This window comes from Chryseobacterium shigense, assembly GCF_900156575.1.
Classification (GTDB): domain Bacteria; phylum Bacteroidota; class Bacteroidia; order Flavobacteriales; family Weeksellaceae; genus Chryseobacterium; species Chryseobacterium shigense.
In genome coordinates this window covers 465,194-481,542 of sequence record NZ_FTNY01000002.1, presented here as the reverse complement: position 1 = coordinate 481,542, position 16,349 = coordinate 465,194, and the positions used below count along the sequence as shown (strand labels likewise).

The following is a 16,349-nucleotide window of genomic DNA, read 5'->3' as shown; positions in this document are numbered from 1 at the left end:
AAATCAACTGACATGGTAGAAATGTTTATAAGACGAAAGGTGCTTTCGTTGGTGATTTCCATTGTATTTGTATTGCTGGGAATTATGGCATTAATGAAAATGCCCATCACCCAGTTTCCCGATATCGTACCCCCTTCTGTCACCGTGACTGCAAAATATACAGGAGCCAATGCCGAAGTTTCAGCCAACGCTGTTGCTCTTCCTTTGGAACGGGCCATCAACGGGGTTCCCGGAATGACGTATATGTCTACGGTGACTTCTAACGATGGGCTTACCTTAATTCAGGTATTCTTTGAAGTGGGAACAGATCCTGATGTGGCCGCAGTGAATGTGCAGAACAGGGTGACAACCATCCTTGATGAGCTTCCCGAGGAAGTGATCAGAGCGGGAGTCACTACTGAAAAGGAGGTGAACAGTATGCTGATGTATCTGAATATTACCAGTGCAGATCCCGGCCAGGACGAGCAATTCATCTACAACTTTACAGATATTAATGTACTCCAGGAATTGAAGCGTATCGATGGAGTAGGACGTGCCGAGATCATGGGCCAGAAAGAATATTCCATGAGAATCTGGCTGGATCCGCAGAAAATGGCCGCATACAGTATTTCGGCTGATGAGGTGATCAGTTCTCTGCAGAAACAGAATATTTCAGCTGCACCGGGAAAAGTAGGAGAGACCTCCGGAAAAACCTCCAGTCAATTACAGTATGTCATCAAATATAAAGGTAAATTCTTTGAGCCCAAACAGTATGAAGAAGTTCCCATCAGATCAGACGTGAACGGAACCATCCTGAAGCTTAAAGATATAGCAAAGGTTGAATTTGGTGCCATGAATTACGGAATGGTTTCCAAAACAGACGGAAGACCTTCAGCATCCATTATGATGAAGCAAAGACCAGGTTCCAATGCATCCGAAGTCATTGAAAGTGTCAAGGCAAAAATGGAAGAATTAAAAGTCACTTCGTTTCCTCCCGGAATGGAGTATAATATGGCGTATGACGTTTCCAGATTCCTGGATGCTTCGATTAGTGCGGTATTGATGACCCTTATCGAGGCATTTATTCTTGTAGGCATTGTCGTGTTTATTTTCCTTCAGGACTGGCGTTCTACACTGATTCCTGTGCTGGCAGTGCCGGTAGCATTAATAGGAACCTTTGCTTTCATGAACATGCTGGATTTTTCAGTGAATTTATTAACCCTCTTTGCTCTTGTTCTCGCCATTGGAATTGTGGTGGATAATGCGATTGTCGTCGTGGAAGCCGTCCATGTGAAAATGGAGCAGGGCATGGAACCTCTGGAAGCAACAATCAGTGCAACAAAAGAAATTGCAGGTGCGGTGATCGCTATTACCATTGTGATGTCTGCTGTATTTATTCCGGTCGCTTTTCTGGATGGGCCTGTAGGGGTTTTTTACAGACAGTTTTCACTGACGCTGGCAATTAGTATTGTCATCTCCGGAGTGAATGCCCTGACCCTGACCCCGGCACTTTGTGCCATTATTTTAAAACCTCATAACCACAACAAAAAGAAAACCGTAGTTGACCGGTTTTTTCAAAGTTTCAACAGAGGTTTTGAAAAACTGACCGAAAGATACGTTGGTGTTTTATCAAAATTTGCCACCAGAACCGTAGTCACCTTCGGTATTCTGTTTTTATTTATTATACTGACTGTGGTTACCAGCAGATTTCTACCTACCGGATTTATCCCGATGGAAGATCAGGGAATGGTTTACGTCAGTGTTACCACTCCTCAGGGCGCCACTGTTGAAAGAACGGAAAAAGTACTGGATGAGGTCACTGGTATTGCCAAGAAAATAGAAGGGGTGGAAAATGTGACCACACTGGCGGGATACAGTATTGTGACAGAAATTGCCGGTTCTTCGTATGGTATGGCTATGATCAATCTGAAAGACTGGAAAGAGAGGAATATTTCTGTCAATGAACTGATTGCTGATCTCTCCGAAAAAACGAAGAGCGTTGCCGATGCACAGATTGAAATTTTCGCTCCGCCTACAGTTCCCGGATTTGGAAATACCAGTGGTTTTGAGCTCCGTCTTCTCGACAGAACCGGAGGAACTATTGAAAATACGGATAAAATCACCAAAGATTTTGTTAAAAAACTGAATGAAGCTCCCGAATTGCAGAACAGTTTTACCAGTTTTGATGCGACCTTTCCACAGTATATGATCCACATGGATTATGATATGGCCGCGAAAAAAGGAATTTCCGTAGACAATGCCATGTCGACACTTCAGACGATGTTGGGTTCCTATTATGCTACCAATTTTATCCGTTTCAGCCAGATGTATAAAGTAATGGTACAGGCAGATCCGGAACACCGGGATACTCCTGAAAGTATTTTGAATTTATATCTGAAAAATGACAAAGGCGAAATGGTCCCTTTCTCTACCTTCATCACCATTGAAAAAGTATACGGCCCTGAGGTTTTGACCAGGTATAATATGTATATGTCCGCCATGATCAATGGAGAACCTGCAGAAGGTTATAGTTCCGGGGATGCTATTGCAGCCGTAGAACGGGTAGCCCAAGAAACGCTTCCGAGAGGTTTTGATGTAGAATGGTCCGGGATGACCAGAGAAGAGATTCTTTCAGGAAACCAGACGGTCTATATATTTATGATCTGTCTTTTGTTTGTCTATCTTTTATTAGCGGCACAATACGAAAGTTTTCTTCTTCCGATGCCTGTACTGCTAAGTCTTCCGACGGGTATTTTCGGATCTTATATCGCATTGGTTCTTACCGGGCTGGATAATAATATCTACGCCCAGGTAGCTTTGGTTATGTTAATCGGACTTTTAGCTAAAAATGCCATCCTTATTGTTGAATTTGCCGTAGCAAGAAATAAAGAAGGCTATGATATTGTTCCAGCCGCAATTGAAGGCGCAAAACAGCGTCTCCGCCCTATTCTGATGACTTCCTTTGCATTTGTAGCAGGACTTATTCCGTTGTGTATAGCTTCTGGAGCCGGAGCGATCGGAAACCGTTCCATAGGTACTGCTGCAGCGGGAGGAATGCTTATCGGAACTGTATTTGGCCTAGTGGTCATTCCGGGGCTGTATATATTCTTTGCAAAACTTGAAAATAAAAAGAAAAATGAAGAGATCAAATCATAGAAATATAGCGTGCGGAATTGCGGTATTCAGCTTAATGTCGTGCACCGTTCCAAAAGTAACTGAACTTAAAAAAGCTCATACAATTCCTGATATTGTTACCACTGAAAATACAATAGATGCAGACCATTTTCAGCAAATCAACCTGAAAACTTATTTTACGGATTCTCATTTGCTGGAACTTTTTGACCAGGTGGTTCAGGCCAATCCTGACTTCCGGATCGCTCAGCAGCGGGTAGATATTGCGAATAGCTTTTTGCAGCGTTCCAAAATGGATCTGCTTCCTTCTCTTGAAATAGGCGCTTCAGTCTCCGGTGACCGTTACGGAAAATATACTATGGAAGGGGTGGGGAATTATGATACCAATCTTTCACCCAATATTACCGAAGATCAGAAGATCAACCGGAATTTTACCCCGAATTACTGGCTGGGAGCAAGGAGCAGCTGGGAAATAGATGCCTGGGGAAAGCTTAAAAATAAAAAACTGGCAGCCCAGAAAAAATACCTGGCTTCTGAAGAAGGTTTGAGACTGTTGCAGGTAGAATTGTTTACGGATATTGCCAATTTATATTATCAGCTGGTAGCACTGGACAATCGTCTGGCGATTTATCAGAAAAACTATCATCTTCAGCAGAGGGCTTTTGAGATCGTACTTGCCCAGCGTGAAGTAGGGAAGGCGACGGAACTGGCCGTTCAGCAGTTTAAAGCACAGAACAATAACTGGCTGGCTGAAATTGAACATATAAAAGTGGAAATTGTGACGGTGGAACAGGCTATGACTACATTAACTGGGAGCTATGGCGGTGAAGTGAAACGTGGAAAATTACTGATGCCAACGAATATGGAAGTCCTGAATAAAACGATCAATGTAGAAACAGTGATTCATTCCAGGCCTGATGTAGCGGCCAATTATTATGTGCTGCAAGCCTCACAGGCTGATGCTAAAGCCGCAAGAGCAGCATTTTATCCAAAAATCGATCTTGGAGCCAGCTTCGGGCTGAATGCTTTTTCTGCCGGAAATTTCTTCAGTCCTGCTTCTCTCGCAGGGCAACTGTTGGGAGGTCTGATGGTCCCTGTTTTTAATAAAGGACAGCTGAAACATGAATTTAAAGTAGCCGGGAAAGAACAGGAGATTGCCTTTCTCAATTATCAGAAGAGTGTGACAACCGCATTCAATGAGCTTCAGTCTATTCTGAAGCAAACCAAAATCTATGAAAAAATGTTGCAGTTAAAAGCTGGAGAAGTAGGTTTCTTAGACCGGGGTGTGGAGGTTTCGAATGATCTCTACCTGACGGGCTATGCCAATTATTTTGAGCTGATCAATTCTCAGAAAAGCAAACTGACCGCTGAACTGGATCTGCTCCAGTTTCAGCATCAGAATACCAGAAATAACGTTCTGCTGTTTAAAGCACTAGGCGGAAAACTGGATTGATTTTTACTTTTTTACGATGAAAGCCGCCCCTGAGGGCGGCTTTCTTTATTGTTTTACGAAATCTGCCAATAGAGCAGATCTGTTATAGTAAAGCTAAAACTTTAATTATTTAACCAACTGGATGTTAACCGCAGAGAATCCTTTCGGAGATTTTTCTTTCTCGAAAGATACTTTGTTCCCTTTTTTTACAGGGTGTGCACAACTGTTGTTGTGAAAGAAAACGTTTTCCTTGCTGTTGTCTTCAGTAATGAAGCCATAGCCTTTCTCACTGTGGAAGGTGATGATTCCTGTCTTTCTTACATCTTCCTCCATAATCGGAGCTGCACCAAGCTGGATCTCATCAATGTTTACTTCCTGTCTTTCTCTGTCTTCAGGAGGAGTAGAGGTAAGTCTTCCGAATTCATCTACATACATGAATACATCTTCCGCACCTTTGTTGTTATTCGTCTTACGATCTTCGCGTCTCAGCGCTTTTTCTTTTTGCTTTTGAATTTTTTTCTTGAAATTTTCTTTTTTAGAAAAAGAGTCTGCCATAAATTATTCTATTATTTAATTTTATATTGTAATATTTGTTACCTGATCTGCCCTATGCTATGTAAAGCCTGCAGTCGTCCGTTTGTTCTTCTTGATCCAACGAAACGTCGAAAGCAGTTTTGTTTTGGCCGTTCATCAGTAAAAGAAGTGATTTTTTAAAAAATGGGGCATCTGAAAAAGCGGGAACTGATAAGAAAGAATTTCTAAACTATACAGAGGGCAAAGGCAGAGGCCTGTTAATTAATATACAAATATACGACAAAAAACTGAATAAACCTATATTAAATCATTGATTATCAAAAATGTATTTTCCCTCTCTTAAATGCAGTAATCATTTCATCCATTTGAAGGCAATGATAAAAAAAAATCCTCAGCAAACTGAGGATTATGGAAAATAATATATTATAAGAATGAAGTGGTGTATAATATGATTGACAGAGTTGCAAATGCCGTGCCTAAAACTCACTTATTTTAGACTTCTCTTAAAGAAAAGTTGAATTCCAGGGCACTTGAAGGGTGTATTCAATTGGTATGTAGTGAAATATATCCCGATTGTAGTCCATAAAAAAAATACATTTTTTTCAGTCGGCCCTTTTTTATAGAATCAAATTAAGGAAATTGAGAATCATTACAATTTCCGAAAGATTCACCATGTTGTATTGACATTCATTATCCACCTTTGTTTCACTAACAATTTAAAGTAATTATAATGTCAACACAAGATGTAAAAGGTAAAGTCGTATTAATTGCCGGAGGTGGCAAGAACTTAGGAGGACTACTAAGCAGGGACTTTGCCGCTAAAGGCGCAAAACTGGCGATTCATTATAACAGTGAAAGCTCAAAAGCAGACAGTGAAAAAACACTGGCCGAAGTTCAGGAACTGGGAGCAGAAGCATTTTTGTTTCAGGCAGACCTTACCAAAGTCGCTAATATAACCAGATTTTTTGATGAAGCTGTTTCTCAATTCGGAGGAATAGATATTGCGATCAATACTGTTGGAATGGTGCTTAAGAAACCTTTTGCGGAAACTACAGAAGAAGAATACGATGCCATGTTCAATGTGAATTCAAAATCAGCCTATTTCTTTCTTCAGGAAGCCGGTAAAAAACTGAATGATAATGGGAAAATCTGTACCATCGTTACCTCTTTACTGGCAGCGTATACCGGTCTTTATTCTACTTATGCAGGAGCAAAAGCTCCGGTAGAGCATTTCACGAGAGCCGCATCAAAAGAATTGGGAGGAAGAGGGATTTCGGTAACTGCAGTGGCGCCGGGACCAATGGACACACCTTTCTTTTATGGTCAGGAAACTGCAGATGCCGTAGCATATCATCAATCTGCCTCAGCATTGGGAGGATTAACGGATATTAAAGATATTGCCCCGCTAGTAGAATTTCTGGTAACAGAAGGGTGGTGGATCACCGGTCAGACGATCTTTGCGAACGGAGGATATACGACCAGATAGTTAAGTATGAGAGAGGGAAGGGGGAAGATTAAAGTCTATAATCACAACAGATGGCCTTATGGTCACTTGCCTCTTCCTTCTTTTATATACACTTTTAAGCTGTTGATATACAGAGTTTATCATTCTTTTCTGTGTTTTTTTAATTTGGATTCATGAAAAAGAATTTTTATATCCGTTCTGCTCTTGCTGTTATCTTATTGATGCACAGTGTGGTTTCTATTTTCAGTGGTGATGTTAATAATTTTGGACGACTGTATCTTGATACTATAGGTTTCAGACCTTTCGGGCTTTATCTGGCCTGGGCGGTGAAACTCATTCATCTTTTTTCAGTAATTCTGATCTGGTCAGATCGGTATGTAAAAGGGGTAGCTTTATTCAATATTCCGATTCTTATTTTAGGAATCTACTTTATCCACTGGCAAAATGGGTGGTATGTTGTAGGTGGCGGAACCAATGGAATTGAATTCAATGTGCTGTTGATCTGTTGTTTTTTACAGTTGGTCTTTACGGAATGTCCATCGTCAAAGAAAGTAAAAAGCAGTTTGTAGACCGATCCTTTCGATTGGAAGGTTTATATTTTTATTTTCCACCTAAAGATGGTATTTTGCGTGGTAAATCCTATCACACTTGAAGTCAGACAGAAAATCAAAATTATATGTTCATCTGCTCTTTTGGATCCTGTACTATATTCTGGAAGTGTATCTGGACTTTTACTGGTCGAGGTACCAGTTTCCGGGTGAGGAATGGCAAATAAGGCTTCAGAATACCATTGTTCTGGAACTTGGCTATCTCCTGATTAAAATGCCACTGGCATACTCGCTGCTTTATGTATACGAAAAAACAGGGGTTAAGCGATTGATCAGCTATATTATTTACGGCTGTATTATTGTGGCTGCCGTTCTCGTTCACAGATTCTTCACTCACTTTATTATTTATCCGCACATTTATGGAGTAACGGAAACGCTTGATGGAAAACAGCCTTCAGGGTTGATCAACGGATTGGTGGCTTTCAACTCTTTTATGGACCTTATTTTCATGGCGGGTCTTATTTTTGGGGTGGAAATTACAAGGCAAAAAAATCTTTTAAAAGAACAGATTTCGCTGTTAAAAGCAGAAAAACTGGATCAGGAACTTACCATGCTGAAAGCACAGATCAACCCTCATTTTCTTTTCAATACCCTTAATAATATTTATGGAATGGCTCTTAAAAAAGCAGACGAAACACCTGATGTCATCCTGCAGCTTTCCAAAGTGATGAGGTATAATATTTATGAAGCCACTGAAAAGTATATTTCCATTGATAAAGATATAGAGAACATCAAAGATTTTCTTCAGATCCAACAGATCCGTCATCGTGATCTGGTGATTCGTTTTAATGAAGAGATGGATAACCCTTCTCAGAAAATTTCCCCGCTCATCCTGATACAGTTTATCGAAAATGCTTTTAAACATGGAGTTTCTGAAACTTTAGGGCAAAGTTTTCTTCATATTGATATGAAATTAAATAAGGGAGTTCTTCATTATCATATTGAAAATTCAAAACAGGAAAAGCCGCACGGAAACTCTACAAAAATAGGTTTGAAAAACATACGCAGACAACTTGAGCTGCTTTATCCGAAACACAGTCTTACTGCCGAAAGTACAAGGGACCGTTATACTGTAAACTTAATTATTGATTTTAATGACTCATCCTGCTTCTAAACAATACAATTGTATCATCGTGGAAGATGAACCCATAGCCGCTGAGATCCTGGACAATTTTATATCCAGGGACGAAGAACTTCACCTTGTAGCCCAATGTTCCGATGCTGTTTATGCCGGAAGCCTTTTGAACAGGCATGACATTGATCTGATGTTTCTTGATTTGCATCTGCCCGTTGTGAAAGGTTTTGATTTCCTTAAAAAACTGAAAAACCCACCTCTTGTGATTGTCACTACTGCTTATCATCAGTACGCTGTGGAAGGGTATGAACTTGATATCGTAGATTACCTGATGAAGCCGATTCCCTATGACAGATTTGCTAAAGCTGTAGACAAATTCAAGTATCTGATGAACGCCGGAGAAGCTCTTCTTGAAGCGGCCGACCGGGAGCATATTTTTATCAGCAGCGGAAAAAAACAAATTAAGATTGTTCTTCATGATATTTTCTATATTGAAAGCTTGAGAGAATACATTCATATCCATACCAAAGCAGGAACAATCACTGTAAAAATGCCGATCAGCAGGATAGAAGAAAGTTTAGATCCGAAACTATTCATCAGAATCCATAAATCCTACATTATTTCTAAGATTAAAATTGAAGAACGTTCTGCCAGCATGATACAGGTGAATGGTAAAAAACTTCCGATCGGAAGGACGTACAAACCTTCAATAGAATTTTAGGATTTAGGATAGACCGTAAGCCGAAAATACAAACTTTGGCTTCCTGACCTTCAAAAGCAGAGCTCTCCGGATCCTTCATAGACCAAAAGGTTTATTTGATAGCTGTTTCTTTTATTCTTCCTCTATTTTCAGCAACTTTGAATCGTTGAATAAATGAATTCAAAGGATCAGTAAAGGTTTGAAGAAGAAGATGACCAATTGCAATAATTAGAATATAAATGTGGATGTTAGTATTCTGACTGAAGAATACGGAGTGGCTTAAGAATCTTAAGCCATTTTTTTATTGAAAATTTAAAAGCCTCTTAAATCCTTGGATTTCAGAGGCTTTTAAATATATCTTTTGTGCTTATGAAGCTTTCATAGTTTGTTTCTCCCGAATACTTTTCACCATAAAGAAAAGTCCCAGAAATACAAAAGGGATACTTAAGATCTGTCCCATGTTCAGGCTCATTCCCTGTTCAAAATCAACCTGATCGACCTTAATGAATTCTACAAAAAAACGAACAACGAAAATCAACAGAGTCGTGAGTCCAAAGTAAAAACCTTTTCCAACCTTAAACGTATTTTTTGTATAAATAAAATAGACTAAAAGAAAGATCAGCAGATAAGAAATTGCCTCATACAGCTGAGCAGGATGTCTTGGGATATTATCTACGTGCCTGAATATAAAAGCCCATGGAAGATCAGAAGGGGTTCCTATGATTTCTGAGTTCATCAGATTACCCAGCCTGATAAATGCTCCGGCTAAGGGAGTTGCAATAGCAATCACATCCAATACCGTCATAAACTTGATAGAAAATTTTCTGGCATAAATCAGAAGCATGATGATAAGTCCGATTCCACCGCCATGGCTCGCCAGTCCAGCATATCCTGAAAATTGATAAGTACCGTCAACCCCTTTTTGGATCGGAAGGAATATCTCAATCGGATGCTGGGAATAATAATCAAAATCGTAAAAAAGACAGTGTCCTAATCTAGCCCCCACTAAAATACCAATAAATGCATAAGAGAAAAGCGCGTCATGGGCCTGATGGCTTAAATTCTCCTTTTTATAGATGGTCTTTAAGATGTTGTAGCATAAAACAAGTCCGGCAAGAAATAGCACACCATAATATTTTAGAGGAAATCCGCCAATATTAAAAATTTCGGAACTTACATCCCAGTTAACATATAATAAATTCATTGATTAAGATTGTAGAATTACTTTTTCGGGGGCAAATATAGCAGGATATGACGGTTTTTAAGAATGTAAATCAAACTTTATGATATTTTGGGGGAATGTATCATGTTTTGAATAGCCGGTAAAGTGAAATCTTAATATTTATCCTGAGCAGAAATAGGTTTACATCTTCAGTATATATTACGATACTTTTTCATCACCGTGTTTTCGGAATTTTGTATACCCAAAATTAAAAATTGAAAATTTATGCAAACAATATGAGGTGCCAACGGACAGATTGGCGAAGAGCTGGGCTCCGGACATCCGCAGTTAAGAACAGAATGTCTGTTTCTCCACTGGAATTCAGGGATTCTTTTCATTAAAGACAGAAAAATCAGCGTGGTATTTACACAAAAAAACCTCTTACATGAAGCAAGAGATTTTTTTAACGGACATCAAAAAAGAAGTATTGCTACTGATCAGTCAATATCTGTTTAAACGGTATATTCAAACTATGCTAACTTTACGTTAACTGCATTTAAACCTTTGTCACTTTTTTGTACCTCGAAAACTACTTTATCGTTTTCACGGATAGATCTTGTATCTAATCCTGAAGAGTGTACAAAAATGTCTTTACCTCCGTCTGCTGGAGAAATGAATCCGAAGCCTTTTGCTTCATTGAAAAATTTTACGGTGCCTTCTTGCATTGTAATTATTATTAAAAATTGTTGTGTTAATGATTTGATGACTTTTTTCTGAAATTTCTCTGAGAAAGAGTCCATCTATTTTGTTGTGATTTAATGAATGTATTGAAGTTTTCCGACAGGCATTATAAACCCGATCAGTTTTTGAATATTCGTTAAGTCCGAGCGCTCTCCTTCGTCACAAAAAGAAACGGCTGTTCCTTTGGTTCCTGCTCTTCCTGTCTTTTCAATCCGGTTTATATAGGTTTCCGGAACGTCCGGGAGTTCATAATTGACGATGTAAGGAAGTTCTTCGATGTCAATTCCTCGTGCTGCGATATCGGTGGCTACTAAGACACGGATTTTGCTGTTCTTAAAATCTTCTACGGCCTGCTGTCTGGCAATCTGAGATTTATTCCCATGAATGGCCGCTGCGAAAATTCCTGTGCGTTCCAGTTGTTTCACTAATCTGTCGGCACCTTGCTTGGTCTTTGTAAAAACCAGTGACCGTAAAATCGAAACATCCTGTAAAATATTAATCAGAAGATCGGTTTTCTTGGTTTTTTCAACAAAGTAAACGGATTGATTAACAAATTGTAGTGGTGACGGGATCTGATCTACTATGACCTCAACAGGATTATTCATCATGGTTTCCGCAAATTTTCTGACCTGTGATGGCATTGTTGCAGAAAAGAATAAAGTCTGTCTCTTTTGAGAAATAAGTTTTAAGATCTTTTTTACATCATCTGCGAATCCCATATCAAGCATTCTGTCAGCTTCATCCAAAACCAGAATTTCAATTTTAGATAAATCAATATGCCTTTGGCTTACCAGATTAAGCAATCTTTCGGGCGTTGCTATCAGGATATCTACTCTTTTTCTCAGAGCGGCCAGCTGGCTTCCTGATAATACCCCTCCAAAAATAGAAAGCTGGGACATGGGTAAATATTTGCTGTATACTTTAAAGCTCTCCTCCAGTTGCTGTACAAGTTCCCGGGTGGGAGTTAATATTAAAGTTCTTATTTCTTTATGATCTGGTGTATTTCTTTTGAGTAACTGCAGAATAGGCATAGCAAATGCTGCCGTTTTTCCCGTACCGGTTTGAGCATATCCTATAAAATCTCTTCCCGCTAAAATAGGAGGAACAGCTGCGTACTGGATTTCTGTAGGTTTGGAATATCCGGCTTCTGTAACGGCGCGGACTATAGGATTTATTAAATTTAAATTTCTAAAACTCATTGTAATCTACCGGACATCCGGTTCTGAGTGGCCAAATCCGTTAGGATCTGAATTGTTGTCTTGTCTGAAAATAAAGATTATCAATTGGGATAAGCATTATCTTTAGGTATTATTTTACTTTGCATTAACTTTGACAATAAATTCAGTTGGGAATATATGTGCTGAGCTTTGCAATATCGTATCGTTCTCATTCGGTGAGCAGGATTGTGATACAATCCGTACTGTCTTGAATTTTATAACTGCTTTTTTTAACCTGAAAACCTAGGAAGCAGTATTAAAAATTATTTAAAAAAATAAATTTTAATTGGGCAGCTGAAAAAGCAAAACTGAAAGAGAAAAATGAATTTTAAACTATTACAGAATAGCAAAAGGCAGAGGCCTGTTTTTATAAATGCTCTGCAAAAATACGATAAAGAAAACGAATAATAATTAGTTTAAATAATTGATTATCAAAAATTTATTCGTAGCTTCCGCACGTCAACTGAATTGTTTGCCCAAAGCGGATGATTTTAAATCCGTTCTTATGCAGACTTCCGCTCCTTCACACAGCCCTCACCCAAAAACTTTAGAGTCCCACTCTGATCAGCATGTGAGAATTGCTTACTTTATTATGATTCATCATAAGCCGGAAGTATTCAAAGCTATGTTTGAGAAGATCTATACCAGAGATCAGTTTTACCTTATTCATATCGACCGGAAAGCTAAAGACGAGATTACGGATGAAATCCAGATGTATCTGGTCCGTTTTCCCAACGTCTATATTCTGGAAAGCATCAATATTGTTTCCGGGGGATTCAGTATGATTCAGGCCGAACTTGATGCCATGGAGTTTTTGCTTAATGTAAGTCAGGAATGGGATTATTTTGTCAATTTAAGTGGTGAAGATTATCCTCTTAAATCACAAAATGTGATCCGCCAGTTTCTTACATTGAATAAAGGAAGGAATTACCTTTTCTATTATGATCAGAAATTTTACCGTCCCGATACCCTTCAGAGAATTCAAAATCATTTTACCGAGCTGTCTTATAAGATTTCCTCTCTTATATATAAAAGAGAATTTATGAAAGATGTTACGCCCTACATTGGAGGAAAATGGGTGATCTTTACCAGAGATACCTGTGCTTTTCTTGCCAATAATAAAAAAGTGATGAATTTTGAGGACTATTATCTGCACACATTACTGCCGGCAGAATCTTTCTTTCAGACTGTTTTGATGAATACTTCTTTCAATGACCTTATTGTGAATGATGATAAAAGAGCGATCATTGAAAAACCAATATTTGGAAAGAAGCAGACTGCGGATGATCTTATTCACTTTTTGAAGACTACCAACCATCTTTTTATCAGAAAAATAAATGAAAAAACAGATAAGGAAGTGCTGAAATACATTGCCGAAAGCTATGATTTCCCCTTACCGGAAGTAGACGAAGTGGAAAGGGAATTGAAAAGAGACAAACGGCAGGATAACTGATATGGACATTATTCAATATGGTTCAGTCATAAAATAAGCCATTCAGGACATTGAACGGCTTAAATAGAACATATTTATTCAAAAAATTATTTATACTTTCCTGGATATCTTACTTTATCAAGATACTGGAATCTAAATTGTTGTAAAAAATAAGGTTAAAATCAGTCTTAGATAGCCCCCATGACATACATATTCTCCATTGTAGGAGCTACACTGCCGCCCTGTTTTTCAAGAGTTATGGCAAAGGCTTGCGCATTGGGAATATTAGCGAGAGGTGTTTTGGTATCTTTTTCTTCGGTATACATTCCCGCACTGACAGGTTTTCCGTCCGCAATAGCCCAAAGCTGATATTGCATTCCTTCAGGAGCTTTTGGAAGACTTTCAGCGGTCAGATACACTTCTTTTGTTTTTTTATCCCAAAATACCATAGCTTTTGAATCGGTATGTTTTTCCACACCTTTCAGCATCACCATCTGCATATCAGGATTGGAAAGCATATCCATTTTCTGATTCATTTTTTGCATGGCGAGATCCTGAGTCTTTTTTTCACTCTGTATTTTAGCAATTTCTGCTTTCGTTCTGGATTGGTCGTTCATCCAGAAAAGATTGCCTGCAGCACTGATCAGAAATAATACAGAAGCGGCTACTGCATAGTTTTTCCAGCTGCTTTTCTCCTGAATTCTGATCTCTTGCTGTTCTCTTACAACAGGAATCTCTGTAGTCACCGCAGGTTTTACGTTTTCAGTAATCTGTTCCTGCTGGATCTTTTTCCAGATTTTTGATTTTAAATCTACTGGTGGTGTCACGGCCTGGCTTGTCGCCAAATCTTCTAAAGTTTTTTGTGCTTCTTCAAAAGCAGCAGATACTTCAGCATTGTTTTTCATCACACACTCCAAAATCCCTGCCTCCTCGGGAGAAGCAAGACCTAGAATATAAGATTCTATAATTCCGGATGATATGTATTCTTTAGTGTTCAATTTATTGATAATCTTTTAGCAAATCCTTTAATTTCATCAGCGCATTCCGCATTTTGGTTTTCACCGTCCCAAGGGGTATCTTCAGCTTTTCAGATATTTCGTTCTGAGTATATCCCTGGTAATAAGCTAAGTCGATAAGTTCTTGTTTATCAACCTCCAGACCTTTAAGTACATTATTAAATCCAATAAAATCAGATGAATTATTAGTCGTTGAAAGCTCTGCAGAATTATATACGAAATCTGGAAGCGGTTGGTTTTTAAGTTCGTTTTGGAAACCTTTGGATTTTAAATAATCTATTGCCGTATTTCTTGCAATATTGATCATCCAGGTGTAGAATTTGCCTTTTGAAGAATCATACTGATGAATAGCATTCCAGATCTTTACAAAAACATCCTGAATGATTTCTTCGGTATATTCTTTTGACTGAACGATTCGGAGAACAACCCCATACAGGGCTCCTGCATAGTGATCGTATAAATAGTGAAAGCCTGATTCGTTTCTTTCTTGTAATAAAACGATAAGCTCTTCTTCCGAATAGGTTGTTTTAATAGCGTATGATTTTCATTCCAAATGTAATAAAATAAAATATATACTGCAAATAACATCCGAAAAATATTTTACATCGTAAATGATCTTAAATAATCATTTAGAATAAGAAAATATGGAAAGATTAATCATAAAAACAGCTTTCACTTTTTTTCTGGTTACGATGGCGGGGAAAAGCTGGGCACAGTCTGGGAATTTTAAAGCAAAAAATCCTTATTACTCCCGTACGGTAACCACTCCTTTGAAAGTAAGTAATACGGAATGGAAAAAAATTCTAAAGTCTGAACTCTATCAGGTAGCGCGAGAAGGAGCAACGGAAACAGCCTTTACAGGAAAATATGATGAATTTGATGAAAAAGGAACTTATTTCTGTGCAGTGTGTGGAAATCCACTGTTTCTTTCCACTTCAAAATTTGCCACAACCTGCGGATGGCCTTCCTTCTACCAGCCTCTTACCAAGAATAGCGTGAAATATAGAAAAGATACTTCATATAATATGACAAGAAGTGAAGTGCTGTGCGGAAGATGCGACTCTCATCTCGGGCATATTTTTGATGACGGGCCAAAGCCTACCGGCAAGAGGTTCTGTATGAATTCCGTTTGTCTTGATTTTGTTCCCAATTCTAAAAAGAAATAACGGATTATAAATTTTTAATAATAAATCATTTTTTTAAATCCAAAACAAAACTATCCTCGTAAATGATTCTAAGAACACAAATAAATTACTCATTAACTTAAAAAATAAATAAAATGAACACAACCTCAAAAATCGCAGTATTCGGAATGGTGGCTTTATCATTCGCTTTCAGTGGGAAGGTAACTGCACAAACGATGAAAGAAAAAACAGTAATGGTAGGCGGTGCGCCAATGTATCCATCTAAAAATATTATCGAAAATGCTGTGAACTCCAAAGATCACAAAACTTTGGTAGCAGCAGTAAAGGCAGCAGGTCTGGTAGAAACGTTGCAGGGAGCAGGACCTTTCACTGTGCTGGCGCCTACCGATGCAGCCTTTGCAAAACTTCCGAAAGGAACAGTGGAAACTTTGGTAAAACCTGAAAATAAAGAAATGCTTACCAAAATCCTGACGTATCATGTTCTTGCAGGAAAATACAGTGCTAAAGACATCTGGGCTGCCGTAAAAGCAGGAAACGGAAAAAGCATGATGAAAACAGTAGAAGGTGAAGGATTGACGTTCTGGACCAAAGGAAAAGATCTATATATACAGGATGCGAAAGGGAATAGTGCAAAAGTGACGATAGCTGATGTGAATCAGTCAAATGGCGTGATTCATGTAATCGATACGGTGTTGATGCCGTAATGTTTTA

15 protein-coding genes are annotated in these 16,349 nt (G+C 38.6%); 9 read left to right on the top strand and 6 right to left on the bottom strand.

All coding sequences use genetic code 11. From position 1 onward, the window contains the following. Positions 1-12: 12 nt before the first annotated feature. Positions 13-3,135: an efflux RND transporter permease subunit gene (locus tag BW964_RS07605; protein WP_076506142.1), complete on the top strand. Its 3,123-nt coding sequence runs from the start codon at positions 13-15 to the stop codon at positions 3,133-3,135. Beyond that, positions 3,116-4,564, top strand: coding sequence for a TolC family protein (locus BW964_RS07600; RefSeq protein WP_076506721.1), 1,449 nt, complete (start codon positions 3,116-3,118; stop codon positions 4,562-4,564). Before BW964_RS07605 ends, BW964_RS07600 begins: the two co-directional genes overlap by 20 nt. Positions 4,565-4,669: 105 nt before the next feature. On the opposite strand, the gene BW964_RS07595 is transcribed toward BW964_RS07600, so the two are convergent. Further along, positions 4,670-5,098, bottom strand: a complete 429-nt coding sequence (locus BW964_RS07595; RefSeq protein WP_034741140.1) for a cold-shock protein — start codon at positions 5,096-5,098, stop codon at positions 4,670-4,672. 709 nt (positions 5,099-5,807) lie between these two features. Here BW964_RS07595 and BW964_RS07590 point away from each other — a divergent pair. The 4 genes from BW964_RS07590 (at position 5,808) to BW964_RS07575 (ending at position 8,946) form a co-directional block, all read left to right on the top strand. After that, on the top strand, positions 5,808-6,563 hold the full coding sequence (locus BW964_RS07590) for an SDR family oxidoreductase (RefSeq protein WP_076506139.1): 756 nt from the start codon (positions 5,808-5,810) through the stop codon (positions 6,561-6,563). A gap of 152 nt (positions 6,564-6,715) precedes the next feature. Next, positions 6,716-7,111: a DoxX family protein gene (locus BW964_RS07585; protein ID WP_076506138.1), complete on the top strand. Its 396-nt coding sequence runs from the start codon at positions 6,716-6,718 to the stop codon at positions 7,109-7,111. A 79-nt stretch (positions 7,112-7,190) separates the two neighbouring features. Then, on the top strand, positions 7,191-8,264 hold the full coding sequence (locus tag BW964_RS07580; RefSeq protein WP_076506136.1) for a sensor histidine kinase: 1,074 nt from the start codon (positions 7,191-7,193) through the stop codon (positions 8,262-8,264). Further along, complete coding sequence (locus BW964_RS07575; RefSeq protein ID WP_076506135.1) at positions 8,245-8,946, top strand: LytR/AlgR family response regulator transcription factor; 702 nt, start codon at positions 8,245-8,247, stop codon at positions 8,944-8,946. The genes BW964_RS07580 and BW964_RS07575 overlap by 20 nt, the downstream gene beginning before the upstream one ends. Before the next feature lie 346 nt (positions 8,947-9,292). Here BW964_RS07575 and lgt read toward each other — a convergent pair whose 3' ends face one another. From lgt to BW964_RS07560, 3 genes are all read right to left on the bottom strand, one after another. After that, positions 9,293-10,129 carry a prolipoprotein diacylglyceryl transferase gene (gene lgt, locus BW964_RS07570; protein WP_076506133.1) on the bottom strand — a complete coding sequence of 279 codons (837 nt, stop codon included), beginning with the start codon at positions 10,127-10,129 and terminating at the stop codon, positions 9,293-9,295. A 488-nt stretch (positions 10,130-10,617) separates the two neighbouring features. Continuing rightward, positions 10,618-10,812 carry a cold-shock protein gene (locus BW964_RS07565; RefSeq protein ID WP_034741125.1) on the bottom strand — a complete coding sequence of 65 codons (195 nt, stop codon included), beginning with the start codon at positions 10,810-10,812 and terminating at the stop codon, positions 10,618-10,620. Between the two features lie 90 nt (positions 10,813-10,902). Further along, positions 10,903-12,027 carry a DEAD/DEAH box helicase gene (locus BW964_RS07560; protein ID WP_076506131.1) on the bottom strand — a complete coding sequence of 375 codons (1,125 nt, stop codon included), beginning with the start codon at positions 12,025-12,027 and terminating at the stop codon, positions 10,903-10,905. Positions 12,028-12,550: 523 nt separating this feature from the next. On the opposite strand from BW964_RS07560, the gene BW964_RS07555 reads away from it, so the two are divergent. Then, entirely contained in the window at positions 12,551-13,498 is a 948-nt protein-coding gene (locus BW964_RS07555; protein ID WP_076506719.1) for a beta-1,6-N-acetylglucosaminyltransferase, read from the top strand. 167 nt (positions 13,499-13,665) lie between these two features. On the opposite strand, the gene BW964_RS07550 is transcribed toward BW964_RS07555, so the two are convergent. Continuing rightward, positions 13,666-14,475, bottom strand: coding sequence for an anti-sigma factor (locus BW964_RS07550; protein WP_076506130.1), 810 nt, complete (start codon positions 14,473-14,475; stop codon positions 13,666-13,668). Between the two features lies 1 nt (position 14,476). Continuing rightward, on the bottom strand, positions 14,477-14,995 hold the full coding sequence (locus BW964_RS07545; protein WP_076506128.1) for an RNA polymerase sigma factor: 519 nt from the start codon (positions 14,993-14,995) through the stop codon (positions 14,477-14,479). A gap of 190 nt (positions 14,996-15,185) precedes the next feature. On the opposite strand from BW964_RS07545, the gene msrB reads away from it, so the two are divergent. Together msrB and BW964_RS07535 are read left to right on the top strand one after the other, a co-directional pair. Beyond that, the gene (msrB, locus tag BW964_RS07540) at positions 15,186-15,659 is read left to right on the top strand and encodes a peptide-methionine (R)-S-oxide reductase MsrB (RefSeq protein WP_228431962.1); all 474 of its coding nucleotides are present in this window, start codon (positions 15,186-15,188) and stop codon (positions 15,657-15,659) included. A 113-nt stretch (positions 15,660-15,772) separates the two neighbouring features. Beyond that, the gene (locus BW964_RS07535; protein WP_083564059.1) at positions 15,773-16,342 is read left to right on the top strand and encodes a fasciclin domain-containing protein; all 570 of its coding nucleotides are present in this window, start codon (positions 15,773-15,775) and stop codon (positions 16,340-16,342) included. Positions 16,343-16,349: the final 7 nt, after the last annotated feature.